Genomic DNA, 25,014 nt, shown 5'->3' on the forward strand with positions numbered 1-25,014 from the left:
CAAAACAGCGTATCGTGACCCGAAGGTTATCCCCAGTCTCCACAGGCGCCGGCTGCTGAACCCGGAAGCCTCCTGGGTCTATGATGCGGCATGAACAACATCGACTCGCCGCTCCTCGGGCTCAGCCAACGCCTTCCGCCCGCCAACCTCCAAGCCGAACAGGCCCTCCTCGGCGCGCTTCTCGCCAACAACAAGGCCTACGAGCGGGTTTCGGAGTTCCTCGCGCCCGAGCACTTCGCCGACCCCATCCACGGGCGCATCTTCCAGGCGATCTCCCGCCGCATCGAGGCCGGGCAACTCGCCGACGCCGTCACCCTGAGGGCCGAATTCGAGCATTCGGGCGTGCTGGCGGAGGTCGGCGGCACCGCCTATCTCGCCCAACTCCTCACCGCCATGATCGGCATCATCAATGCCGGCGACTATGGCGTCACCGTGCATGACGCCTGGCTCCGCCGCCAGCTCATCGATGTCGGCGAGACGCTCGTCAATCGCGCCTTCGGGGCCGATGCGGAGCTCGACGGCCGCCAGCAGATGGAGGCCGCCGAGCAGCAGCTTTTCGATCTCGCGACCAGAGGCGGGTCCGAGGGCGGCTTCATCACCTTCGAGAAGGCGCTGGGGCAGGCGATCGACAGCGCCGAGCGCGCCTTCCAGCGTTCCGGCAGCGTCTCGGGCTTGTCGACGGGCTTGCGTGACCTCGATGCCAAGACCGGCGGGATGCATGGCTCCGACCTGCTCATCCTTGCTGGCCGCCCAGGCATGGGGAAGACGGCGCTCGCCACCAAGATCGCCTTCGGTGCGGCGCGCGCGATCCAGGCCGAGGCGCGCAAGGCCGGCGGCCCCAATGCCATCCCGAAGGACACCGTCGCGATCTTCTCGCTCGAGATGAGCTCCGAGCAGCTTGCCTCGCGTCTGCTGGCGGAGGAGGCGCGGATCAGCGGCGACCGCATCCGGCGCGGCGACATCGGCCCGCGCGACTTCGACCGGTTCGTGGCTGTCAGCCGGGACATCGCCAGCCTGCCGCTGGAGATCGACGACACGCCGGCCATCACGCTGTCGGCGCTCCGCACCCGTTGCCGCCGGCTGAAGCGCAGCAAGGGCCTGGGGCTCGTGGTGATCGACTACCTGCAGCTCATGCGGCCGGCGGCGGGCACCCGCCCGGAGAGCCGCGTGCTGGAAATCAGCATGATCACCCAGGGGCTGAAGGCGCTGGCCAAGGAGCTGTCCGTGCCCGTCATGGCGCTCTCCCAGCTCAGCCGCGCGGTCGAGAGCCGTGAGGACAAGCGCCCACAGCTCTCTGATTTGCGCGAGTCCGGGTCGATCGAGCAGGATGCGGATGCGGTGATGTTCATCTACCGCGACGAATACTACCTCGCCCAACGCGCGCCCAAGCAGATGGGCTACGACAGCGAGGACAAGTTTCAGACGGCGCTGGAGAAGTGGCAGCAGGATATGGAGCGCGTGCACAACAAGGCCGAACTATACCTCGCCAAGCAGCGCCATGGACCAACCGGCAAGATCGATCTCTTCTTCGAGGCCGAGTTCACGCGCTTCGCCGACCTCGACCAGGATCACGACGATCATCATTGAAGCGGGCACCACTGATTTCGACGTCGTCATCGTCGGCGCGGGCGCCGCGGGCCTTGCGGCGGCGGTAGCCCTGCGCACGGCGGGGCGCAGCACGCTTCTGCTCGAAGCGTCCGAGGCCCCCGGCGGCCGCGCGCGGACATCCACTCCCCCGGCGCTCGGCGGCGCCTGGATCGACGAGGGCGCGGCCTGGCTGCACATGGCCGAGCACAATCCGCTCGTGCCGATGGCCGAGCGCGCCGGCCACAAATTGCGCGAGGCCTTCCGCAGCGCATCCCGCATGGTCGTCGGCGACCGGCTCGCGACCGCCTCCGAGCAGGCGGACTACGAGGAGGCCGAGGAAGCGTGGTTCGAGGCCGTCATGCGCCATCCCGCCGAGCCCGACGTCGATCTCGCCACCGCCACGGGAGCCTTCCGGCACCAGAACCCCTGGGCGGCGACCATCGAGTCCTGGCACGCAAGCCTCATCGACGCCGTCGACGCGCCCGACCTCAGCCTCGTGGACTTTCGCCTCAACCAGCTGGACGGCGCGAACCTCATCGCCGAGCGTGGGTTCGGCCGCCTGTTGCGGGATCTGCTGGAGGCCGAGCGGGACCCATCCGCTGTCGCTGCCCCGCGCAACGAATCGCCTGGGGCGGTTCGGAGGTGAGGGTCGAGACACCTCAGGGAACCATCAGCGCCGCATCAGTCATCGTCACCGTCTCGACCGGCGTTCTGGGTGCGGGATCGATCGTCTTCGACCCGCCCTTGCCAGCGGATACCGCGGACGCGATTGCCAACCTGCCGATGGGATTGCTGAGCAAGGTGGTGCTGCGCGCACGAGGGGCGGACCGTCTCGGCATGACGGAGCCAACCCACGCCTTCCGCCGGCTGGACCGCCTTGGCGACCCGTTCATGAGCTTCATCGCCTGGCCGCGCGACACGGATCACGCCATCGCCTTTGTCGGCGGCGGCGCGGCCTGGGAAGTGGCGCCCGATCCGCGCGCGGCGCTCGATCTGGCGCGGTCGCAGTGGCGCGCGATGTTCGGAGCTAAGGCAGACGGCATCTTCGCCGAGGGCGGGTTCACCACCGACTGGGGCACCGACCCGCATCATCTCGGCGCCTACAGCTACGCCCGACCCGGTGGCGCGGGAGCGCGCGAAGTTTTGGGCCGCCCGATAGCCGGTGGCCGGCTCATTTTCGCGGGCGAGGCCTGCCGCACCGACGGCATGGCGGGAACGGTCGGCGGCGCGGTGCTGGACGGACGGCGCGCGGCGGCGCTCGTGATCGGGGAGAAGGATCGCCGCCATCATTGAACCCTTCGCCACCGGCGGCTCGGTGCTGGAGATCGACCTCGACGCCGTGGCGGCGAACTGGCGCATTCTGTGCGAGCGCCATGCGTCCGGCGATACGGCGGGCGTGCTCAAGGCCGACGGCTACGGCCTCGGCGCCGTGGCGATCGCCGCGCGTCTCTTTTCAGCAGGTTGCAGGCACTTCTTCACTGCCCACCTCATGGAGGCGATGGAGATCCGGCCCGTCGTCCCTGACGCCATGGTCTGCGTGCTGCACGGCCTCGGCCCCGGCGAAGAGGAAGCTTTCATCCAGCATGACCTCGCGCCGGCACTCGGCACCCTCGGCGAGGTGGAGGCCTGGAGCGCCGCTGCGCGGAATGCCGGGCGACGCCTCCCGGCGTTGCTCCATATCGACACGGGGATGAACCGCACCGGCCTGAGCCCCGCGGAACTTGCCCGGCTGATTGGCGACACAACGATGCTGGGCGGGCTCGACCTCCTTTACGTGATGACGCATCTCGTGGCCGCCGACACGCCGGCCTCGGCGATCAACGCGCTCCAGGCACGGACCTTCGCGGAGGCCGCCAGCCATTTCCCGGGCGTGCGCCGCTCCTTCGCCAATTCATCCGGCATCTTCCTGGGCGAGGACTTTGCCTCGGACCTCGCGCGGCCCGGCGCGGCGCTCTACGGCATCAACCCGACCGTCGGCCGCCCGAACCCCATGCGCCCCGTCGCGCGCCTCCGCGCGCGCATCATGCAACTGCGGGAGGTCGCGGCCGGCGAGGGCGTCGGCTACGACCACCAATGGGTCGCCACCCGTCCGAGCCGCATCGCCACGCTCCCCATCGGCTATGCCGACGGCTACCACCGCGTGCTCAGCAACAAGGCGGATGTGAGCCTCGACGGTCAGCTTTGCCCCGTCGTCGGCCGCATCTCGATGGACCTCATCACCGTCGACGTGACGGAGTGCCCCACGGCCGTCATCGGCGACTGGTGCGAGGTCATCGGTCCGCATGTTCCGGTCGAGAGACTTGCGGCGCTCGCGGGCACCAACGGCTACGAGATCCTTACCTCCCTGGGCAGACGCTTCCACAGGCGCTATCTGGGCGCATGAACTTGATCCTGAACGCGCTCGCCGCGATCGGGCGGGGCGCAATCGCGTCCTGCCGCTCGACCGGAGCCCTGGCGATCTTCGCCGTCACCGGCCTCCTCCACCTTCTGTTTCCGCCCTTCTACCCCCGGCTGCTCGGGCGGGCGCTGATCGGCATGGGCTTCCTCTCCCTGCCCGTGGTCTCGCTCACCGCGATCTTCGCGGGGATGGTGATCGCCCTCCAATCCTATACCGGCTTCGCCCGCTTCTCGGCGCAGTCCCAGACCGCGACGATCGTGGTGCTTTCCGTGACGCGGGAACTCGGGCCGGTGCTCGCCTCGCTCATGATGGCCGGGCGGGCAGGGGCCGCGATGGCGGCGGAGCTTGGCACCATGCGCGTCACCGACCAGATCGACGCGCTGCAGACGCTCTCCACCAACCCGATGAAGTACCTCGTGGCGCCCCGGCTGCTCGCCGGGCTCATCGCCATGCCGCTGCTGGTGGTGGTGGCCGACATCCTCGGCGTGCTGGGCGGCTTCATCGTCTGCACGCTCAAGCTCGGCTTCAACGGGCAAGACTATCTCCACAACACCTTCTCGGCACTCGCGCCCGTGGACGTGCTGTCGGGCCTGGCCAAGGCGGCGGTGTTCGGCTTCGTCATCGCGCTCTCCGGCTGCTACCACGGCTACCGCAGCCGGGGCGGCGCCGAGGGCGTGGGTTCGGCCACCACCTCCGCCGTGGTGATGGCCTCCGTCCTCATCCTGGCGCTGGATTACGTGATGACCGAGGTCTTCTTCACCCGATGAGCGCGAGCGGCACTCCGAAAATCCGCATTCGCGGCCTGCGCAAGGCATTCGGGACCAAGCAGGTGCTGGACGGCGTCGATCTCGACGTCTGGCCCGGCACTTCCATGGTCGTCATCGGCGGGTCGGGCACCGGCAAATCCGTGCTGCTGAAATGCATCCTCGGCCTCATCGAGCCGGATGCGGGCACCATCGAGATCGACGGCCAGAACATTCTGACGCTCGGCACCCGCGCCCGGAACGCGGCGCGCGGCGAGATCGGCATGCTGTTCCAGAACGGCGCGCTGTTCGACAGCATGACGGTGCGGCAGAACGTGGCGTTCGGCCTCGTCGCCAAGCGGCTGGCCTCGGGCGCCGAGGCGGCGCGGCGGGCGAACGGCGTGCTGGAACAGGTGGGTCTCTCGTCCTCCGTCGGCGATCTTGCGCCGTCCGAACTGTCCGGCGGCATGCAGAAGCGGGTGGCGTTGGCGCGGGCCATCGCCTCCGAGCCCGCGATCATGTTTTTCGACGAGCCGACGACGGGGCTCGACCCGATCATGGGCGCCGTGATCGACGGGTTGATCGTGGATTGCGTGAAGCGGCTGGGCAGCACGGCGATCGCGATCACGCACGACATGGCGAGCACGATGCGCATCGGCGACCGCGCGGCGATGCTGCGGCACGGCCGGATCATCTGGGAGGGTCCGGCGGCCGAGGTCATGAGTTCCGGCGATCCGGTGGTGGATCAGTTCACCCACGGCCGTCGCGAGGGGCCGATCCAGATGGAATTGCGGCGCTAGGGGCGAGGACCTTGCGGGGGGCGCGCGGCGGATGTTGCGCGAGGCGCTTGTGACGACCGCAGTCTATCCGTTCAACGACATCGTGGCGTGAACCCCTGTTCTTCGACTACGCGTTGGTGCCCCCGTCGACGGTCAGGCTCGTCCCGGTGATGTAGCTTGCCTCGGGCCCTGCAACGAAAGCCACCATCGCCGCGATGTCGTTGACATGGCCGTAGCGCTTGAGTGCGGTGTTCGCGATCTGGGGCGTTGCCCAGTCGCCCGCCGCGGGGTTCAGATCCGTGTCGATCGGACCGGGCTGGACGTTGTTGACCGTGATGCCACGGTTCCCCACCTCCCGCGACAGCCCTTGCACGAACATCTTGATGGCGCCCTTTGTGGCGGCATAGGCGGCCAGCCCCGGTGTCATCATACGTTCGCCGACGCTAGACCCGATCATGATGATGCGGCCGCCATCCTTCATATGCTTGAGCGCCGCATGCGTCGCGATCAGCGTGCCACGGACGTTGATGTCGATGACGCGATCCAGCTCCTCGAGCGTGGCCTCCTCGAACGGCTTGGGGATGGCCGTGCCGGCGTTGTTGACCAGGACATCGAGCCGGCCATACGCGGCGACAGCCTGATCAACGGCGGCAGCGACTGCCTTCGCATCGGTTGCCTCGGCCTGTACGGCCATTGCCTTGCCTCCGGCGCGCTCGATCTCGTCCACGACCGAGGCAGCGGCTTCACGGCCTTTGGTGTAGGTGATAGCAACGTTTGCCCCATCGGCCGCCAGGCGCCTGGCGATCCCTGCGCCGATGCCGCGTGAGCCTCCTGTGACAAACGCAGATTTGCCGGTCAGATTTGCCATTTCGCAAACTCCTCTATTGCTGCGGGACGAGATATCCGGGCGGGTCCGGGCGTCAGACGCTAGCCATAAGCGTCGCTGCCGAATAGGACTTTGCAGATCCAAGGATATGCCTCGGAGGCATAGAGCGGCGGAACTCAGGCACCTTCGTTTTCGTTCGTTACGGCTCATCGCCGCTTTGGCTAGCCTCCCACCATCTGCCAAAGATTGATGCCGAAATGGTCCAGCACCTTGTAGGCGCCATCGTGGATCATCCGCAGCGACACGAACAGCACCACCGCCAGACCGATCCAGGCGATCCAGCGCCGCTTCTCGAGCTGTGTCGCGATGAGGCTCGCCGCGACCCCCATCAGCGCCACCGACAGCAGTAGCCCCAGCGCCAGAATATACGGATGGTTGTGCGCCGCGCCCGCCACCGCCAGAACGTTGTCGAGGCTCATGGAGATGTCCGCGAGCGCGATCTGGAACGCAGCCTGCAGCGGCGTCTTGGCCAGGGCAGGGGCGGCATCGCCATGCTTCGGCCGCCGCCGCAACTCCCGGTACATCTTCCAGCAGACCCACAGCAGCAGCAGCCCGCCGGCAAGCGTCAGACCGACAACCGCCAGCAGCCGCAGGGCCATGAACGCCATCCCCACGCGCACCACGACGGCGAAGCTGACACCGATGAGAACCGCCCGCCGCTGCTGCGGCGGCGCGAGCCCGGCGACCGCCATGCCGATCACGACGGCATTGTCCCCCGCCAGCATGAGGTCGATGACCATGACCTGAGCCAGGGCCGCGAGTTGGGACAGCAGTTCGGGTGAGATCATCCGACCTCATCAGGAGGCGCCGGCATCCTTGTCAACCGGCGCCGTTCTCGGTAGGGCGGCGCCAGCGCCCTTTCCCGGAGAAGTCACATGGTTCCCCGCTATACCCGGCCCGAGATGGCGGCCATCTGGGCGCCCGAGAACCGCTACCGCATCTGGTTCGAAATCGAGGCGCTCGCGGCCGAAGGCATGGCGATGGTGGGCGCCGTCCCGGAGGAGGCCGCCCGCACCATCCGCGAGCGTGGCACGCCGTTGCTTGCGGCGATGGGGCCGGCGGACGTGGAGCGCATCGACGAGATCGAGCGCGAGACCCGCCACGACGTCATTGCCTTTCTCACCTGGCTCGCCGAGGGCGTGGGGCCGGACAGCCGCTTCGTGCATCTCGGCATGACCAGCTCGGACGTGCTCGACACCTGCCTCGCCGTGCAGCTCACCCAGGCGACGGATCTGCTCATCGCGGACGTGGACGCCGTGCTGGCGGCGCTGAGGGATCAGGCCTTCGCGCATAAGCACACGCTGACCATCGGGCGCAGCCACGGCATCCATGCCGAGCCCACCAGTTTCGGCCTCAAGCTCGCCGGGCATTATGCGGAGTTCGCCCGCAACCGGGCGCGCCTCGTCACGGCGCGGGCCGAGATCGCCACCTGCGCCATCTCGGGGGCCGTCGGCACCTACGCCCATCTCGACACGCGGGTGGAGGACTACGTGGCGGCGAAACTGGGGCTGGCCGTGGAGCCGGTCTCGACCCAGGTGATCCCGCGCGACCGTCATGCCGCGTGGTTCTCGGCGCTGGCGGTGGTCGCCAGCGGCATCGAGCGTCTCTCGACCGAAGTGCGGCATCTCCAGCGGTCAGAGGTCCGCGAGGCGGAGGAGTTCTTCCACGCCGGGCAGAAGGGGTCGAGCGCGATGCCGCACAAGCGCAACCCGGTGCTCAGCGAGAACCTTACCGGTCTCGCCCGCATCGTGCGCGCGGCGGTGGTGCCGGCGTTGGAGAACGTCGCGCTCTGGCATGAGCGTGACATCAGCCACTCCTCGGTGGAGCGCGTGTTCGCGCCTGACGCTAGTCTCGCCTTGGATTTCGCGCTGGTCCGGTTGGCGGGGATGATGGCGAAACTGGTGGTCCACCCGGCGCGGATGGCGGCGAACCTCGAGAGCCTGGGCGGCGTCGTCCACAGCGGCGAGGTTCTGCTGGCGCTGGCGCGGGCGGGCATTCTGCGCGAGGACGCGTACCGGATCGTGCAGCGGAACGCGATGGAGACGTGGACGAAGCTCGGCACGCCCGAGGGGCGCAGCTTTCGCGAGAACCTCGAAGCCGATCCGGAGGTTGCCGGGCGGGTGCCACCCGCCGTGCTCGACTCGGCGATGGATGCGCGCGCGCATCTGCGGTCGCTGGACGCGCTATACATGCGGGTGTTTGGCGAACCGGGTCCTGCAGCGGCGTAAAAGAAGTGTTGCTTCTTTTTTCCGGAAAGAAGCGCTTGTTTTCATCCACCTCCCCGCGCGCTGATGTTTGAGCCCTCAACTGGCCGCTCCCGCCACTTGATCCGTTAACGAAACAGTAATAGATCGGACGGAGTCAGGCGGCGAGGGACGGTTGATGTCGGGGCAGGTGTTGCAAAGTGGTTTTCTGCCGGCCCGGCTGGGGGCGCCGGTCGAAACACGGCTTGCGTGGCGTCATCCGGCAGTCTTGTTGGCGTGCTGGCATCTGGCGATCATCATCCTCAGCGGGATTGCCTGCCGGGGCCTCAATCCGCCGGCGCATGCGGGGCATACGCAGCGTGAGCTTCTGGTCATTCTTGGCACCGGAATGCTGGCCGTGTTCCTGCTTCACCGTCGCGGGCTCTACGGGCGCATCGGCGAGCATCCCCCGCAGCCGTGGCTTTCGTTTCTCAAGCCTGTTCTCCATGCCTTCTCGTTGATGCTTCTTGCGTTGCTGGTCTGGGAAGGGGTTGCCGCGTTGTGGCAAGGACCGGTGCCGGACGCCATTCTAACCAACCGGAATTGGCTGTTCGCCTGGGCGGTGACGGCGCCGGTTCTTCTTCTGCTCTCGAGAGATACCGCCGAGGCGGCGGTGATGCGGTCCGCGCCGAAGCGTGCCGGGCGGCGCGCGATCCTGCTCGGCAACGGAGAGGGTGCGGCGCGCCTGGCGACGTTTCTTGCATGCAACGATGCAGTGCAGATCGTCGGCTTCCTCGGCTTCGGTGGCGCGGTGCCGGCCGGCGCGGACGGGTGGCCGGTTCTGTGCAGCCTCCGCGCGGCCTGCGCCGCCATCCAGGCCAGCGAAGCGGATCTCGTCATCGTCGCGTTGCCGGAGGCGGCGTCCCACCGCATCGCGGCCATCATGCGCCGCATGTCGGGCATGGCGGTGGATATCCGGCTCGCCCCCGACACGGCGCGCTTCTATAAGCCCGACGCCCGTGTCTCCTCCATCGGAGGACTGCCGTTTCTGCATCTGCAGGACAAGCCGTTCTCGGATCGGGATGCCGTGGCCAAACGCGCCGAGGACCTCGTGCTCGGCGTGCCCCTGCTGTGCCTGGCCGCGCCGCTGATGCTGCTGGTGGCGCTGGCGATCCGCCTCGACAGCCCGGGGCCGGCGCTGTTCGTCCAGCCTCGCCTGGGGTTCAACAACAGCGTCATCCGGGTGCGGAAGTTCCGCACGATGCACGGGGCCGCCACGGATGAGGGCGGGTCGCGCCAGGCGGTGCGGGGCGATCGGCGCGTGACGCGGGTGGGCCGGCTGCTCCGGCGGACGAGCCTCGACGAGTTGCCGCAGTTGATCAACGTGGTCGGCGGGAGCATGTCCCTGGTGGGACCGCGGCCGCATGCTCTCGGCACGGCGGCGGCGGGTCTGCCGTTCGAGACGGCGGCGGCGGATTACGTGTCGCGGCACCGTGTGAAGCCCGGCCTGACCGGCTGGGCTCAGGTCCGAGGCTGGCGCGGCGAGACCGATACCGTCGAGAAGCTGCGCCGCCGGGTGGAGCACGATCTCCACTACATCGCGCATTGGTCCGTGTGGTTCGACCTGCGGATCCTGGCGCTGACCGTGACGGCCGTGTTCCGTGGCGAGGCCTACTAAGTCCTGCTAAGCCCGATCCTCGTTCCTGACCAAAGTGATGCCTGGATTTGTTTTGGTCTCGAACACCTGGGGCGATACGCTCGGGCGGAGCCCGAGATGGCCCGGGGCAGGAGGCTTTGCGAATAATGAAGAAGCGGGTGGCGATCATCGGCGCGGGCCCGAGCGGCATCGCGCAACTGAAGGCTTTCGAAGCGGCGCGGCGGGCGGGCGCCGAGATCCCTGAGATCGTCTGCTACGAGAAGCAGGGCGACTACGGCGGCTTGTGGAACTACACCTGGCGCACAGGGCTCGACGAGCATGGCGAGGCGGTCCACAGCGGCATGTATCGCTATCTGTGGTCGAACGGACCCAAGGAGTGCCTGGAATTCCCCGACTATTCGTTCGAGGCTCATTTCGGACGGCCGATCCCATCTTACGCGCCGCGCGCCGTGCTGCTCGACTACCTCAAGGGGTGCATCGCGGCGTCCGGCATCGCCGGCTACATCCGGCTGCGGCATGTCGTGCGCGGCGTCTCCTATGACCACGCCACGGCCAAGTTCACCTTGCACGTGACGCATCTCGCGGAGGACCGCTCCGAGGTCGAGCAGTTCGATGACGTGGTGGTGGCGACCGGTCACTATTCCACGCCGAACGTGCCGGGCTTTCCGGGTTTCGACAGTTTCCCCGGACGCATCCTGCATTCGCACGACGTCCGGGATGTGGTCGAGTTCGCCGGCCAGAACGTCCTCTTGGTCGGCGGCAGCCTGTCAGCCGAGGATATCGGCATGCAGTGCTTCAAATACGGCGCCGCTTCCGTGACCTTCAGCTATCGCACAAGGCCGATGGGCTTCAAATGGCCAGAAGGCTTCGAGGAAAAACCGCTGCTGACGGAACTCTCCGGCCGCACGGCGCACTTTCCGGACGGCACAACGCGCGAGGTCGACGCCGTCATCCTGTGCACCGGCTACCTGCATCATTTTCCGTTCCTGTCGGACGCGCTACGCCTCCGCGCCCGGAACAGGCTCTACCCCGGCGGGCTCTACAAAGGAATCGTTTCAACCTCGCATCCGAAGCTTTTCTACCTTGGGATGCAGGACCAGTTCTACACCTTCACGATGTTCGACGCCCAGGCATGGTATGCGCGCGACATCATGCTGGGGCGGATCGCGCTGCCGGACCGAGCCGGCATGGAGGCCGATATCGCAGCCTGGACGGCGCGCGAGGAGGCCTTGACCGAGGTCCCCGACATGATCGATTTCCAAGCCGACTACATGGGGGATCTTCTGGCCGCGACGGACTACCCGGTGTTCGATCTCGCCGCCACCGCCGAGACGTTCAAGGTCTGGGCGCAGCATCGCGATGCCGACATCACGACCTACCGAGATCACGCTCATGCCTCGGCAGTTACCGGCACGATGGCGCCGCGCCACCCTCTTCCCTGGCTCGATGCGCGCGATGACACGCTGGAGGCATTCGTCGCCGCCCAGGCGTGATCGTTGCGACCTGGAAGAGGCGCCGCTCGCCATCAGTTGATGGTGCTGCGTGGGGCTGTCGCGCTCTCCTCCGTCAGCAGAGGATCCCGTATCGGCCGCACCTCGACGATCACCGGATGGTCGCCAAGTGCCACCACGATGTCGCTTGCGCCACGCGCGCGCTCGATCGGTCTGGTGCCGACGAGCGGGTCGTAAACCGCCATGTTGCCGGTCGCGCCGTTCAGAGTGATGGTCACCGGAGACGATGCGACCTTCAGGGGCCGATGCGCGCGGTCGTCCCAGTTCGCGGGCTCGGACCACAGAACGATCGCGAATACGCCCGACGAGTTTTCGATAAGGAGCGAGTGGCCGGTCGCGGGCATCGCCGCCACCGCATAGTCGAGCGAGCCCGGATGAACGCGGCCGCGGCCGCGATCGGCGAGGATGGTGGTGAGGTTGTGGATGGCGGTCGCGACCGGCTTCGGCGAGTGGTCGATGCGGAACAAGCCGGATTGGGTGTCGCCCCTCTGGTTCGGGTAGGCGCTGACGAGCTGATAGACATAGGTGAGCGTCACGCCCTGAGCGAAGGCGTCCATGTAGAGGTTGAGGGTGTCCTTCGCCTGCGTTGCGTCGTCCACCCCGTTGGAAGCCGAAGGAACGTCGAAGAAGCCGGCTTCCGTGATGACGCGAGGGTAGCCCGCCGCCATCGCGAACCGCGCGCCGAACTCGGAGGCGATGCGCGGGCCGGGCTGCTCGCCGTGGTGACTGTAGGGGTGGCAGTTCGCGAAATCGGCCAGGCCCGTCAGCGTCGGCGCGACGTCCAGCCCGGTGTAGTAATACACGGCGGCATGGCGCAGAAGGCGGGAGCTGTGGACCCCGCGGTAGAGATCGTGCTGATAGGCGAGAGCGGCAGCCGCGCCGCGCCGGTCCTCGTAGGTCACCGGATTGTTGTTGATCTCGTTCGGACCCTCGACTGCGGTGACGGAGCCGGGATGCAGCCGCTCCACCATGCCGATCTGATCGAGGCTGATGCTCAGCGGCAGGCCGGGCGAGGTGATGAAATCGAACCTGTTGCCAGCCGCCGCCACGGCATCGATGGCGGTCATGTAGTTCAGATAGGGAATGCCGCCGTAGGGGTCGGGCGTCGCGTCGCGGAGCCGATGGATGCCGAGATAGTTCAGGTCGGCCACGACACGCTTGTAGTTGGCATAGGTGCCGTCGGTGTAGTTCAGATGCGTCGCAACGCCGAGAGACGCCAGGAAATCGGCGGCTTTCGCCGCCTCGGCCGCCTCTGCGTCCCGCGCACCGCCGCAGGCCATCCCAACGGCGAGCGTCGCGGCCAGATAGGGGTATCTCCTTGTGGGCAGCATCGGCTGATCCTCTGAAGAGCGGCCGGGCAGGTGCCTAGCTCTTCAGCCGAGAGTGAGACCCGGCGGTTTCAGGCGCGACCTGCCAATCAGGCCAGGATATCACTCGTTCGAATGAGGCTCGTCTCCGGAATGACCTGCGACGGACGAGGACATGCGGCCGTTGCGGCCTCGCGCCAATTCGGTGATGACGCCGTGCAGGGTACGCAACTCCTGCTCGGTGACCTCGCCGCGCTGGAACAGGTGGCGGATGTTGCGCACCATCCCCGGCCGCTTCGGCAGGTTGCGGAGGAAGCCGCTATCGTCCAGCTCCCGCACCAGATGGCCGAGGAAGTTCTCAAGTTCGCCCTTGGTGGCGACGCGGGTCTCGTTCGTCATCAGCACCCGCGGCGCGCTCTCCTCCGCCGCCATCCACCACTCGTAGGCCATCACCATCACCGCCTGGGCGAGGTTCAGCGACATGAAGGCCGGGTTGAGCGGGTAACGTATCAACATATCCGCATGCGTCATGTCGTCGTTCTCGAGCCCTGCGCGCTCGGGTCCGAACAGGATGCCCGCGCGCAACTCCCGCGCCGTGACCGCGCGAAGCTCAGCCGCCGCGCCACGCGCCGTCAGGATCGGCTTGATGATGTGGCGCGGGCGCGGGCAGGTCGCGGCGACATGGTGGAGGTCGGCGACCGCCTCGGCCACCGTCTCGAACACCTGCGCCGCGTCGAGGATGCGGTCGGCGCCGGAGGCCATCCGCCACGCCCGGTCCTGCGGCCAGCCGTCCCGGGGCGCGACCAGCCGCAGATGAAAGAGCCCCCCGTTCGCCATCGCGCGCGCGACGCTGCCGATGTTGTCGGCGAGCTGCGGGCGCACCAGGATCACCACCGGGCTGTTGCCGATGGGCGCGATGTCCGCTCCGTCCTCTCGCCCGGTCATGATGCGGAAGCGGGTTCGGCACGCCTCCAGGTGGTGCCCTGCGGCCCGTCCTCCAGCACGACGCCGCGCGCCAGCAACTCAGCCCGGATGGCGTCGGCGCGCGCGAAGTCCCGCGCTTTCCGCGCCGCCAGCCGTTCGGCGATGGCGTCGTCGACCGCGGCATCCCCGTCACCCTGGAACCACGCCGCAGGCTCGGCCTGCAAAAGCCCCAGCATACGGCCCGCCGCATGCAGACCGGCGGCGGCCTCCGCATCGCCCGCCATCGCCCGGTCGGCCAGCGCGTGCAGCGCCGCAATCGCTGCCGGCGTGTTCAGATCGTCGCAGAGGGCCGCCATCACTGTCGCGGGCACCTCGGCGGGCTCCTCGGCAAAGCTTGGCGCATGGCGGGCGAGGGCGCGGTAGAAGCGGTCCAGCTCCCGACGGGCCTCCACCAGCCCCGCCTCGGTGAAATCAAGCGCGGCGCGGTAATGGCTGCGCAGCAGGAGGAAGCGGATCGCCTCGCCGGGCGCGATGTCCAGCACGTCCCGCACCGTCCGGAAGTTGCCGAGACTCTTCGACATCTTCTCGCCGTTCACCAGCAGCATGCCGTTATGCACCCAGAACCGGGCGAAGCCGCTCCCGGGGAAGGCGCAGCAGCTCTGGGCCAGTTCGTTCTCGTGATGCGGGAAGATGAGATCGCCGCCGCCGCCGTGGATGTCGAAATCCGTGCCGAGGTAGCGCCAGGACATCGCCGAGCACTCGATGTGCCAGCCCGGCCGGCCACGCCCCCAGGGGCTGTCCCACCCCGGCATCTCAGGCGGCGAGGGCTTCCACAGCACGAAGTCGCCCGCGTCCCGCTTGTAGGGCGCGGTCTCGACCCGCGCGCCGGCGCGCAGCTCGTCGGGCGAGCGGCCCGAGAGGTGGCCGTAATGCGGGTCGGTCGCGACCGCGAACAGGACATGCCCCTCGGCTTCATAGGCGTGGCCGCCGGTGATCAGCGCCTCGATGATGGAAATCATCTGCGGAATGTTGTCGGTGGCGCGGGGCTCCACATCCGGGGCCAATGCGCCAAGCTCCGCCATGTCGGCGTGGAACTGCGCGGTGGTTTCGGCCGTCACGCTGTCGATGGAGACGCCGCGCTCGGCGGCGCGCGCCATGATCTTGTCGTCGATGTCCGTGATGTTGCGGACGTAGGTGACGTGGAGAAATAGCACGCGCAGCAGCCGGGCGAGCACGTCGAAGATCACCACGGGCCGGGCGTTGCCGAGATGGGCGCGGTCGTAGACGGTCGGGCCGCAGACGTAGAGGCCCACCCGCTCGGGATTGAGCGGGTGGAATTCCTCCAGCCGGCGCGTCAGGCTGTTATGGAGCGAAAGGGCGTGCATCCGGGCGTTTTGCCGCGAGCGGGGCCGTTCCTGCAAGCGGCGGACGCACAGGGTTGGTGCTCAGTATTGGTAGCCGTAGGGGCGATCCCAGCCGTGATGCCAATGATGATGCCAGTAAGGGTGCCATTCTGGGCGCCAATGCTCGCGATACTCGTGGTGCCAGTGATGATGCCAGCCGCCATGATAGTCTCCGTGCCAACCCGGGCGACCGTTCCAATCAACCCGGAGGAGACTGGCGCCGATCGGCTGTGTGTCGGCCGGTGGCGCGCCGGCTGAGGCAGAACAAACTGGAACAGAAACGGCCAGCAACGCGGCCGCAGCGCAGGCGACCAGATTTCGCATCGCACAAACTCCCTGTTAAGCGACAGAAAGTCTGCGAAGAGGTTGTGGCAGCAAAGCTACAGGTTGCGGGCGGAAGCGTGGCGCCCGATCACGAAGCGCGGCGCTGACGGCGTTTGTCGCAGCTCTTGGCGGCGGCCGGCGGCATTGCATCGGCAGCGGCATGAACCCGCGCGGCCAGCGCCGCCCTTGTCCGCTCCACCTCGAGCCCGGCCACGCGGAGCGGCGCGTAGCCCAGCGCCTCCATCACCAGCGAAATGTCCGCCCGTTCCGATCCGAACGCCGGGTGCAGCGCCTGGACACCTTCGCCGCCCGCGAATGAATTCCGGTCTCCGGTGTCGAGGTAGCTCTCGACCGGCAGCCCTTCGGCGAGGACCACCGAATGCTCCGGCAGTTCGACGTGGAAATACGTCACCTCCGCTGCCGGCACCTGGGCGATGGAGCCGCCGTTGACGAGGTGCTTCACCGGGATGAGCACGCCCTCCGCAAAGATCGCGTGATCGGGCGAAAGGAAGAGGTCGCGGGCCGGCCGGGATGGAGCAAAGGCATGGGCGCGGATGCGCACGGGCCAGACCTGCGCCGGGTCCGGGTGCCGCGTAACGTCGATGCGCCGGGAGCCGATCCACGAAATCAGGGCAGTGCCGCCGCCCTCCGTCATGACAGGATCGCCGACCGCGAGTTTCTCCACCGCCACATCCCCGTCCGGCGTGGCGATCAGCGTGCCGGCGGCGAAGCAGGGCGGGGGTGAAACCGTGAGCAGCGTTCCGCCGAACGGGTCGGCGGCGACCGCGAAGGCGGTGCCGCCTGCTGTGTCTCCGAACTGGAGCACGTAGTTCTGGCCGCCCTCCGTGACCACGAGGCTGCCATCCGAATAGTTCGCCGAGCCGCCCGATCCAAAGACCACGCCCGCGAGATCGATCTTGTCGCTCGCGGTGAAGCCGCTCAGGGTCGCGAAGGGCATCGCGGTGCTGCTGATGACGAAGGTGCCCGATCCGCCGAAGACGACCGACCCGCTCACGTCGCCGCCGTCGGAGACGGTCAGGGTGCCGTTTCCGGTGATGGTGGTGTTGCTCAGGACGCTGAAGCCCAGAACGGCGTCCTCGGCGATCACGCTGCCGTTGCCGGTGATCGTCAACCCGTCGGTGGTCCCGCCCTGGATGAGCGCGCCGCCGCTGACGACCGCGCCGACCGACAGGCCGGAGATGAGGTCGTAGCCGCCGGCGCTCACGACCGTGCCCACGTCGCGGCCCTGCGCGGAGACAACCTCGGTGCCGCCGCTCATCAGCATTGTGCCGCTGGTGACGCCGCCCGCGAGGACATAGACGGAGGTGACCGAATTCGCGACCAGTCCGCTCGACACCTGGCCGCTGCTCACCACCACCTGCACCGAGCCGAGGCCGCCGCTGCTGACCACCGTGCCGGTCGAGGAGCCGCCCGAGATCACAATGAAGGTGCCGCCGGACAGCACCGTGGTGCCCGCCGCCGACCCGCCGTTCAAGACCCTCAGCACGGCGCCGCTGCTCACCACGGTTCCGCTGACGGTGCCGCCCGAGGACACGATCTCACTGCCGCCGTTGACGACCGTGGTGGAGACGGCGCGGCCGCCCGAGCCCACATCCAGCAGCGACGAGCTGCCGACGGTCACGCCGCTGACGGTTTGTCCCGAGGTCACGAGGTTGGTGATGGAGAGCACCGCCGCCGCGGCGGATTGCGTGTCGAATGCGACGCCGCCCGCCGACACGATCATGGTGCCGCCGCCGCTGACGGCCGCGCTGCTCGCGACGCCGCCTGGGCCGAGCTGCAGGTAGCCGCCATCCTTCACCGCAGTGCCGATCGCCGTGCCGCCGGAGGAGACTTCCTCGGAGCCGCCTGCCCGGATGGTGGTGGAGGTCGTGATGCCGCCAGAGAATACGGTCTCGTAGCCACCGTCCTTCACGAGCGTGTTGATCGCGGTTCCGCCTGAGCCTATCTCGAGATAGGTTCCGGCACTGACGACAATGCCGCTGACGGTCTGACCGGAGATCAGAATATAATCGCTCATTAATTCATCCACTCGACGGTTTGACCAAACGCAGCCTGTAGACTGACTATTTACATTTTCATAACGTTTCCGTCGAGCGCCACCGCGCCGCCCACTCAAACTGGATCGTTCGAAGATAAAGCTGTCCCGGCAGAGGTAGGCGTCAATTCCTTATTTAATAGCAAACAAAATTGATTTTTGTTTATAATTCGTATCGATCACGTGAGCGTTCCAGTTTCGCCCGGGAGGCGACACCGCGTCGCTGCCGCAGATGGGCTTAGGGCCGCAGCCTGGCACAGAGGGCGGGCACCTCGGCGAAGCTCTCCGCCACCGCATCGGCGCCGGCCGCCATCTCCGACGCGCCGTAGCCCCAGGCGGCGAAGATCGTCGGGAGCCCGGCCGCCTTGCCTGCCGCCACGTCGTTGTGGTGGTCGCCGATCATGACCGCGCTCGCGGCATCGCTGCCGGCTTCCGCCAAGGTGAGGCGGATGTGGTCCGGGTCTGGCTTCTTCACCGGAAAGCTGTCGCCCGCGCCGACCGCCGCCAGCAGGGGCAGCAGCCCGACATGCTCCAGAAGCACCCGCGCCGGCGCCGCCGGCTTGTTGGTGCAGACCGCCAGCCTCCAGCCATTCGCCGCGAGCGCCCGCAGCGCCTCCATCGCACCAGGATACAGCACGGTGCCGGAGGTCGAGTTCGCCGTGTAGTCGGCGAGGCCCGCCGCCATATCCTCGGGCGTGGGGGTCAGGCCGCGGGCGGCATATCCGCGCAAGTACAGCTGCCCCAGGCCGTCGCCGACCATGGGCCGCACCTGCTCCATCGGCAGCGGCGGCTGACCGTGGTTCGCGAGGCTGCGGTTCAGCGCCGCCGTGATATCGGGGAGGCTGTCCGTGATCGTGCCGTCGAGATCGAGCACCAGGCATCTGGCCATTGGTTTCACTCCGATACGAGATGTGTCCGCGAAGCCTTTGACACGGCTCGCCTGTCGCCGCTACCGCAGGGGGCCGCCTGACGGTGACCCGCTCTGAGGGGAGAGCCATGACCACGACCGCCGTGATCCTCGCCGCCGGGCTTGGCACCCGTATGAAATCGGCGTTGCCCAAGGCGCTCCACCCAATCGCGGGGCGGCCCATGCTGGCGCATCTGCTCGCCTCGGCGGCCCAGGTCTTCGACCGCATCGTCGTCGTGACCGGGCCTGAGATGGAGGCGGTCGCTCGCGCGGCTGCTCCGCACCCGGTTGTGATCCAGCACGAGCGCCTCGGCACCGCCCATGCCGCGCTGCAGGCGTCACCGATGTTCGCGGAGGAGGACGAGGTCGTCATCCTCTATGCCGACAACCCCCTGATCACGCCGGACACCCTCCGCCGCCTGCGGGACGGCCGTGGTCAGGCGGGGCTGGCGCTGCTCGCCATGCGGCCCGCCGATCCCGCCCGGTACGGCCGTGTGCTCACCAACGTCCGCGGAGACGTGACGGCGGTCGTCGAATGGGCCGAGGCCGATGCCGGGCAACGCGCCGTCGGCCTCTGCAACGCAGGCGTGTTCTGCGCCCGCGGCGCCGATCTGGCCCGCTGGCTCGCGGAGGTCCGGCCGGACAACGCGAAGGGCGAATATTACCTCACCGATGTGGTGGCGCTCGCCGTCGCCGAGGGACAGCGGGTCGTCGCCATCGAGGCCGATCCTGCCGAGTTGCGCGGCATCAACTCCCGCGCCGAACTGGCCGAGGCGGAGGCGACCGTGCAGGCGCGTCTGCGCCGGGCGGCTCTGGAGGGGGGCGCCACGCTGACCGCGCCCGACACCGTCTTCCTCTCCGCCGATACGGTGCTGGAGCCGGATGTGACCGTCGGGCCGCATGTCGTCTTCGGAGCGGGCGTTTCGGTGAGAAGCGGCGCCGAGATCCTCGCCTTCAGTCATCTGGAGGGCTGCGTGGTCGCCGAGGGTGCGCGCATCGGCCCCTATGCGCGGCTGCGTCCCGGGGCCGAGGTCGGGCAGGGGGCGCATGTCGGCAATTTTGTGGAACTGAAGGCGACGCGTCTTGGCGCGGGGGCAAAGGCCAACCACCTGGCCTATCTCGGCGATGCGGACATCGGTCCGGGCAGCAACATCGGCGCGGGCACCATCACCTGTAACTACGACGGTCATCTGAAGCACCGCACGGAGATCGGGAAGGGCAGCTTCGTCGGCTCCAACGCGACGCTTGTGGCACCGGTGACCTTGGGCGATGGCGCCTTCATTGCAGCCGGGAGCACCATCACGAAGGATGTGGCGCCGGATGCGCTGGCCTTCGGGCGGGCGCGTCAGGTCGAGAAGCCAGGTGGCGGTTCGGCGATCCGCGCGACCTGGGTTAAGCGCCGGTAACCGCGTCCTTTCTGGAGAACGATCATGTGCGGCATTGTCGGCATACTGGGCGCCCGCCCCGCGGCGCCGCTGATCCTCGAGGCGCTCGGGCGGCTGGAGTATCGCGGCTATGACAGCGCCGGCATCGCGACCCTCACCGGCGGCGGCATCGACCGTCGGCGGGCAGAGGGCAAGCTCGGCAATCTCTCCGCCGTGCTCGACCGCCGGCCGCTAGGCGGCACCACGGGCATTGGGCATACGCGCTGGGCGACCCATGGCGCGCCGACCGAGGGCAACGCCCACCCGCACGGCACTTCGCGCGTGTCCGTCGTCCATAACGGCATCATCGAGAACCACGCGGCGCTCCGTCTCGAGCTGGAAGGCGAGGGGCAGGAGTTCACCACGGAAACCGACACGGAATGCGTGGCGCAACTGCTCGACCTCTATCTGAAACGGGGGATGACGCCGGAGCAGGCGGCGGCTAAGGGGCTCCGGCGGCTGGAGGGCGCCTACGCGCTCGCGCTCATCTTCGCGGGCTATCCCGACCTCATGATCGGCGCCCGCCATGGCGCACCGCTGGCGGTGGGGTTCGGCGATGACGAGATGTTCCTGGGCTCGGATGCCTTGGCGCTGGCCCCGCTGACGCGCCAGATCGCCTATCTGGAGGACGGCGACTGGGCGGCGATCAGCCGCGGCGGCGCGCGCTTCAGGGACCGGTCGGGCCGCATGGTTAAGCGCGCCATCCGGGAGACGCGGCTATCGGGGGCCGCCATCGGGCGCGGCAACTACCGACACTTCATGGAGAAGGAGCTGCACGAGCACCCCGTGGTGATCGGCGATGTGCTGAGCCGGATGATCGACCCCGGCACGCGCATGGTGACGCTGCCCGACTTCCCGTTCGACCTCGCCGCCATCCCGCGCGTGACGATCAGCGCCTGCGGCTCCGCCTACTACGCGGGGCTGGTCGGGCGCGTCTGGCTGGAGACGCTCGCCCGCCTGCCGGCCGACGCCGATGTGGCGAGCGAGTTCCGCTACCGCGCGCCACCCTTGCCGCCCGAGGGTCTGGGGCTGTTGGTGAGCCAGTCAGGCGAGACGGCGGATACCATGGCGGCGCTGCGCTACATGCAGGACGAGGGGCAGCACGTGCTTTCCATCGTCAACGTGCCGGAGAGCAGCATGGCGCGAGAGAGCGACGCGGTGCTGGAGACGCTGGCGGGCCCCGAGATCGGCGTGGCCAGCACCAAGGCCTTCACCGCGCAGCTGACGGTGCTGGCGGCGTTCGCGCTGGCGGCGGGGCGGGCGCGCGGCACACTCGACCCGGCGCGCGAGGCGCTGCTGACCCAGGCGCTGATGGAGGTGCCGGGCCATGCGGCGGAGGTGGTGGAGGGTGCGCCCGCCGAGGCGATCGGCCGCATCGCCGAGCGCATCGCGGAGGCGCGGGACGTGCTCTATCTCGGCCGCGGCTCATGCTTCCCGATTGCGCTGGAGGGCGCGCTGAAGCTCAAGGAGATCAGCTACATCCACGCGGAGGGCTATGCCGCCGGGGAAATGAAGCACGGGCCGATCGCGCTGATCGACCGGCATGTGCCGGTGGTGGCGATCGCACCCTCGGGGCCGCTGTTCGAGAAGACGGCGTCGAACCTGCAGGAGGCGGCGGCACGCGGCGGGCAGGTCATCGTGTTCAGCGACGCGGTGGGCGCCGAGAGGCTGCGCGGCATCGCTGTGGAAACGGTCGTGCTGCCCGACTGCGATCCCTTCGTGGCCCCCATCGTCTATGCTGTAGCGGTTCAGCTGCTGGCATACCGGGTGGCTTTGCTGAAGGGCACCGATGTGGATCAGCCGAGGAACCTCGCGAAGTCCGTGACGGTCGAGTAACGGCCACCGCTTCCTTTTGTCGAGGAAAACGGACAATATCTCTGTTCGGCTTGGGATTTCGTCCAGCCGATCACAACACCGAGCGTTTTGTTTCTACCTATCGAGCTACGACCAAGGGTTAGCACGAAGCCGTTCCTCGGGCGCGCTCGCGAGCCGATGGCGCCGCCTGCGAGTGCCTGCATTTCGGTCGGCGAATTGTTATCCGGCACAATGAGTTCTTCATCGGAACGACAGTGCCGATGACCTAGTTCCGCCGTCAACCTTTCCCGCTTCAGCCTTATCGTTGCGCGTCAATTCATACCAGGATAGAAACGGCGTGTTCTTTTCACGCGTCTCATTCCCGGGCAAATGATTAGGCAGGCTATCGCAATTCGCATTAACAGGACGCATATAAGAAGAGGTTCATCTGGCCGTGCCGGCGATACTGCGGGACGAAAACGTAATGATGTTTACGCCATCCGGTAAACCGCTGCCGGGAAGCGCTGTAAGGCCAGTTTTGTTCCGCATCCGTCTACGACGGACGCAACGCAAGACTTCGACATGCCTTCGACCAACTTGACGGGCTTGGCCGTCCTGAAAGGCGAGGACGGTTTCATGCTCATGCATCCGTTCAGGCTGCAATCAATAAGACCTGAGACGGTTCGACGGGTGACCGCGGTGACAGCCTGGGTCACGGTCGCCCTGATGGCGCTCAGCGCCTCCACCGTTTATTACAACATGCGAGAGCAGAGGCACAGCAACCAGTTGATCGATGAGGTCAGCGCCATCCAGATTGCCTCGGAGCAGCTCACGTCCGATCTCCTCAGCGCCGAAACCGGACAATGGGGCTACCTGCTGACCGGCGACAACAGTTATCTCATTCCTTATCATCTGGCACGCGAGAACCTGATTGCCGATCTTGCCCGGATCAGTTCCGCGCCGCTCGCGACGCCATCGCGGAAGATCGAGGTGGGCGAACTCCGGCGTTTGACCTGGGAGAAGCTCGACCAGTTCGCCCGCACCATTCAGCTGCATGACGCCGGACAGACCGGCGCTGCACTTGAACTGGTGAAGACCGATTATAGCAACGATCTCATGCGTCTCATCAGTGTTCAGACAGCAACACTGGAAGCGAATGCCAGGGCGAGGCTCCTGCGGGCGCGGGTCAAATTCTGGCCCTGGCACTGGCTCAATGCCACAATGCTGTTCTCGTTCTCCACCTTGCTGTTCGCAATCGTTCTGTGGGCGAAGCATATCATCGAGCGCGGAATCCGCGCCAAGCTTTACCGGCTGAAGCGCTTTACGCGCGCCTTCGGCCTGTCGAAGGGAACGTTGCTCTCGCAGGATGGCCGGATCCTGTTCTGGAACGGCGGCACGGAGCGCTTTTACGGTTACACGGAGGCTGAAGCCGTCGGCAAGCGCTTCGAGGAGATGCTGCAGACCAACTGCTCTCACAGCTTCGAGGAGATCTACAGGGTGCTGCTCGCCAAAGGCAGTTGGCAGGGCGAGTTCGTCTGCCGGCACAAGGATGGACGCGAAATGCATGTGATGAGCGACTGGACCTTGAGCCGGGGCGAGGCGGGAGAGCCGGACGTCGTGATCGAGATCAGCACCGACATCACCCCGATCAAGCGCGCCCAGCAGGAGCGGGAGGCGGCACACGCGTTGCTGCAGACTGTCATGGAGGCCGCGCCGGGAGCGATCTATGCGAAGGACCGCGACGGCCGGATGATCATGGCCAACGCATCCGCGCGCGCGCTGACCGGCAAGCCGTGGTCCCAGGTCGAGGGCCGCACCGAACAGCAGTTCCTGGACGATGAGGAGCAGGGCGCGCGCATCTGCGCCAACGATCAGCGGATCATGGAGCGCGGCGAGCCCGAGGAGTTCGAAGAGGAGGTCGGAGGAGGCGACGAGCCGCGGCGGATATGGTCCTCGCTCAAGGCGCCGCTCCGCGATGCCGGGGCGACGGTCATCGGCCTGATCGGCGTATCGGTCGACATCACCGACAGAAGGCGGAACGAAGACAGGCTTCTCATGATGGTCAACGAGCTTAATCACCGCGTCAAAAACACTCTTGCCACGGTTCAGGCCATCGCCTCGCAGACGCTGCGGAGCGGCGATGCCGCGCTGCGGGACAATCTGGAGTCGCGGCTCATGGCGCTGGCGGCGGCCTACGACGTGCTGACGCGGCAGAACTGGGAAGGTGCGGACCTGCATGAGCTGGTGGCGAGATCCCTGATGCCGTTCGGCGGCCTGCAAAGCAACCGCTTCGACGTTCAAGGCCCGCGGCTTCGGCTGGTGCCCCGCGCGGCGCTCGCCATGGCGATGGGCCTGCATGAACTGGGGACCAACGCGCTGAGGCACGGCGCCCTTTCCACGCTTTCGGGAAGGGTCGGCATCGTCTGGGACGTCACCGCGACGGACGACAAGGTGTTCGGTCTGACCTGGAGCGAGCGCGGCGGCCCGGCGGTCGTGCCGCCCGCGCGGCCCGGCTTCGGCATCCGGCTGATCCAGCGGATACTGGCGCAGGACCTCGGCGGCACGGCGGTCGTCCGGTTCGACTGCGCCAGCGGCGTCGTCTGCGTCGTCGAGGCGCCGCTGGCCGAAGTCGCGGCGCCGGGCGGCGTCGTGCCCCTGTTGCGTGTCGGAACCCGAGGGGAGCGCGGCCGCTGATGCTGGATGGTCTGCGCGTGCTTGTGGTCGAGGATGAAGCGGCGATCTCGATGCTCCTTGAAGAACTGCTCGACGCTCTTGGCTGCACGGTGGTGGCCGTCGCCGCGCGGCTGGAGGATGCAATGCAGAAGGCCCGGACGCTCGCGGTGGATATCGCCATGCTGGACGTCAATCTCGCGGGCAAGCAGAGCTATCCGGTTGCCCAGATTCTGCGGGACCGGGACATTCCGTTCTTCTTCGCGACCGGATATGGCGTTGAGGGTCTGTCGGCGGACCTGCAGGACGCGCCGGTCCTTGTCAAACCGTTCAGACAGGCGCAGCTCGCCGCCATGCTGGGCGCCGCCTCGCGGACGAGGCCCGGCAGCGGCTGACGCCCCGTCGCCGCCGCGGCCAGAACCGCGAGAACTTCATCGGCACGGGCTTCATCGTCACGCGCT

The 25,014-nt window shown here is 67.5% G+C and carries 20 protein-coding genes; 13 read left to right on the forward strand and 7 right to left on the reverse strand.

The genetic code is table 11. The features are described 5' to 3' along the window. Positions 1–90: 90 nt before the first annotated feature. From ACOEQ1_RS05225 to ACOEQ1_RS05250, 6 genes are read left to right on the forward strand one after another with little or no spacing between them, the layout of a single operon-like run. Positions 91–1,587, forward strand: a complete 1,497-nt coding sequence (locus ACOEQ1_RS05225; RefSeq protein ID WP_419758154.1) for a replicative DNA helicase — start codon at positions 91–93, stop codon at positions 1,585–1,587. Next, entirely contained in the window at positions 1,499–2,233 is a 735-nt protein-coding gene (locus tag ACOEQ1_RS05230) for an FAD-dependent oxidoreductase (RefSeq protein ID WP_419758155.1), read from the forward strand. Before ACOEQ1_RS05225 ends, ACOEQ1_RS05230 begins: the two co-directional genes overlap by 89 nt. Further along, positions 2,230–2,880 (forward strand): flavin monoamine oxidase family protein, encoded by a 651-nt coding sequence (locus tag ACOEQ1_RS05235; RefSeq protein WP_419758156.1) that lies wholly within the window; start codon positions 2,230–2,232, stop codon positions 2,878–2,880. The genes ACOEQ1_RS05230 and ACOEQ1_RS05235 overlap by 4 nt, the downstream gene beginning before the upstream one ends. A 22-nt stretch (positions 2,881–2,902) precedes the next feature. Then, on the forward strand, positions 2,903–3,970 hold the full coding sequence (gene alr / locus ACOEQ1_RS05240) for an alanine racemase (RefSeq protein ID WP_419758157.1): 1,068 nt from the start codon (positions 2,903–2,905) through the stop codon (positions 3,968–3,970). Beyond that, positions 3,967–4,752: an MlaE family ABC transporter permease gene (locus ACOEQ1_RS05245; RefSeq protein ID WP_419758158.1), complete on the forward strand. Its 786-nt coding sequence runs from the start codon at positions 3,967–3,969 to the stop codon at positions 4,750–4,752. The genes alr and ACOEQ1_RS05245 overlap by 4 nt, the downstream gene beginning before the upstream one ends. Continuing rightward, positions 4,749–5,528 (forward strand): ABC transporter ATP-binding protein, encoded by a 780-nt coding sequence (locus tag ACOEQ1_RS05250; protein WP_419758159.1) that lies wholly within the window; start codon positions 4,749–4,751, stop codon positions 5,526–5,528. Before ACOEQ1_RS05245 ends, ACOEQ1_RS05250 begins: the two co-directional genes overlap by 4 nt. A 106-nt stretch (positions 5,529–5,634) precedes the next feature. On the opposite strand, the gene ACOEQ1_RS05255 is transcribed toward ACOEQ1_RS05250, so the two are convergent. Further along, complete coding sequence (locus tag ACOEQ1_RS05255; RefSeq protein ID WP_419758160.1) at positions 5,635–6,375, reverse strand: SDR family NAD(P)-dependent oxidoreductase; 741 nt, start codon at positions 6,373–6,375, stop codon at positions 5,635–5,637. A 179-nt stretch (positions 6,376–6,554) separates the two neighbouring features. Continuing rightward, positions 6,555–7,181: a YjbE family putative metal transport protein gene (locus tag ACOEQ1_RS05260; RefSeq protein ID WP_419758161.1), complete on the reverse strand. Its 627-nt coding sequence runs from the start codon at positions 7,179–7,181 to the stop codon at positions 6,555–6,557. 87 nt (positions 7,182–7,268) lie between these two features. On the opposite strand from ACOEQ1_RS05260, the gene purB reads away from it, so the two are divergent. From purB to ACOEQ1_RS05275, 3 genes are all read left to right on the forward strand, one after another. Further along, positions 7,269–8,621, forward strand: coding sequence for an adenylosuccinate lyase (gene purB / locus ACOEQ1_RS05265; RefSeq protein WP_419758162.1), 1,353 nt, complete (start codon positions 7,269–7,271; stop codon positions 8,619–8,621). Between the two features lie 154 nt (positions 8,622–8,775). Beyond that, positions 8,776–10,254, forward strand: a complete 1,479-nt coding sequence (locus ACOEQ1_RS05270; RefSeq protein ID WP_419758163.1) for an exopolysaccharide biosynthesis polyprenyl glycosylphosphotransferase — start codon at positions 8,776–8,778, stop codon at positions 10,252–10,254. A gap of 125 nt (positions 10,255–10,379) precedes the next feature. Then, positions 10,380–11,726, forward strand: coding sequence for a flavin-containing monooxygenase (locus tag ACOEQ1_RS05275; protein WP_419758164.1), 1,347 nt, complete (start codon positions 10,380–10,382; stop codon positions 11,724–11,726). 32 nt (positions 11,727–11,758) lie between these two features. On the opposite strand, the gene ACOEQ1_RS05280 is transcribed toward ACOEQ1_RS05275, so the two are convergent. From ACOEQ1_RS05280 to ACOEQ1_RS05300, 5 genes are all read right to left on the reverse strand, one after another. After that, complete coding sequence (locus ACOEQ1_RS05280) at positions 11,759–13,075, reverse strand: hypothetical protein (protein ID WP_419758165.1); 1,317 nt, start codon at positions 13,073–13,075, stop codon at positions 11,759–11,761. 99 nt (positions 13,076–13,174) lie between these two features. Continuing rightward, positions 13,175–13,996, reverse strand: coding sequence for an RNA methyltransferase (locus ACOEQ1_RS05285; RefSeq protein ID WP_419758166.1), 822 nt, complete (start codon positions 13,994–13,996; stop codon positions 13,175–13,177). Then, positions 13,993–15,360 carry a cysteine--tRNA ligase gene (gene cysS / locus ACOEQ1_RS05290; protein ID WP_419758167.1) on the reverse strand — a complete coding sequence of 456 codons (1,368 nt, stop codon included), beginning with the start codon at positions 15,358–15,360 and terminating at the stop codon, positions 13,993–13,995. Before cysS ends, ACOEQ1_RS05285 begins: the two co-directional genes overlap by 4 nt. Positions 15,361–15,790: 430 nt before the next feature. Continuing rightward, positions 15,791–17,740, reverse strand: coding sequence for a Hint domain-containing protein (locus tag ACOEQ1_RS05295; RefSeq protein ID WP_419758168.1), 1,950 nt, complete (start codon positions 17,738–17,740; stop codon positions 15,791–15,793). Positions 17,741–17,996: 256 nt separating this feature from the next. Next, positions 17,997–18,647, reverse strand: coding sequence for an HAD family hydrolase (locus ACOEQ1_RS05300; protein ID WP_419758169.1), 651 nt, complete (start codon positions 18,645–18,647; stop codon positions 17,997–17,999). Between the two features lie 107 nt (positions 18,648–18,754). Between ACOEQ1_RS05300 and glmU the strand changes: the two genes are divergently transcribed. The 4 genes from glmU (at position 18,755) to ACOEQ1_RS05320 (ending at position 24,948) form a co-directional block, all read left to right on the forward strand. Then, the gene (gene glmU, locus ACOEQ1_RS05305) at positions 18,755–20,071 is read left to right on the forward strand and encodes a bifunctional UDP-N-acetylglucosamine diphosphorylase/glucosamine-1-phosphate N-acetyltransferase GlmU (protein WP_419758170.1); all 1,317 of its coding nucleotides are present in this window, start codon (positions 18,755–18,757) and stop codon (positions 20,069–20,071) included. A gap of 24 nt (positions 20,072–20,095) precedes the next feature. After that, positions 20,096–21,925, forward strand: a complete 1,830-nt coding sequence (gene glmS / locus ACOEQ1_RS05310) for a glutamine--fructose-6-phosphate transaminase (isomerizing) (protein ID WP_419758171.1) — start codon at positions 20,096–20,098, stop codon at positions 21,923–21,925. A 648-nt stretch (positions 21,926–22,573) separates the two neighbouring features. Continuing rightward, positions 22,574–24,577, forward strand: coding sequence for a PAS domain-containing protein (locus ACOEQ1_RS05315; RefSeq protein ID WP_419758172.1), 2,004 nt, complete (start codon positions 22,574–22,576; stop codon positions 24,575–24,577). Next, positions 24,577–24,948, forward strand: coding sequence for a response regulator (locus tag ACOEQ1_RS05320; RefSeq protein ID WP_419758173.1), 372 nt, complete (start codon positions 24,577–24,579; stop codon positions 24,946–24,948). The genes ACOEQ1_RS05315 and ACOEQ1_RS05320 overlap by 1 nt, the downstream gene beginning before the upstream one ends. The last annotated feature ends 66 nt before the right edge of the window (positions 24,949–25,014 follow it).

It is taken from the genome of Acidisoma sp., from assembly GCF_965199065.1.
Classification (GTDB): Bacteria; Pseudomonadota; Alphaproteobacteria; order Acetobacterales; family Acetobacteraceae; genus Acidisoma.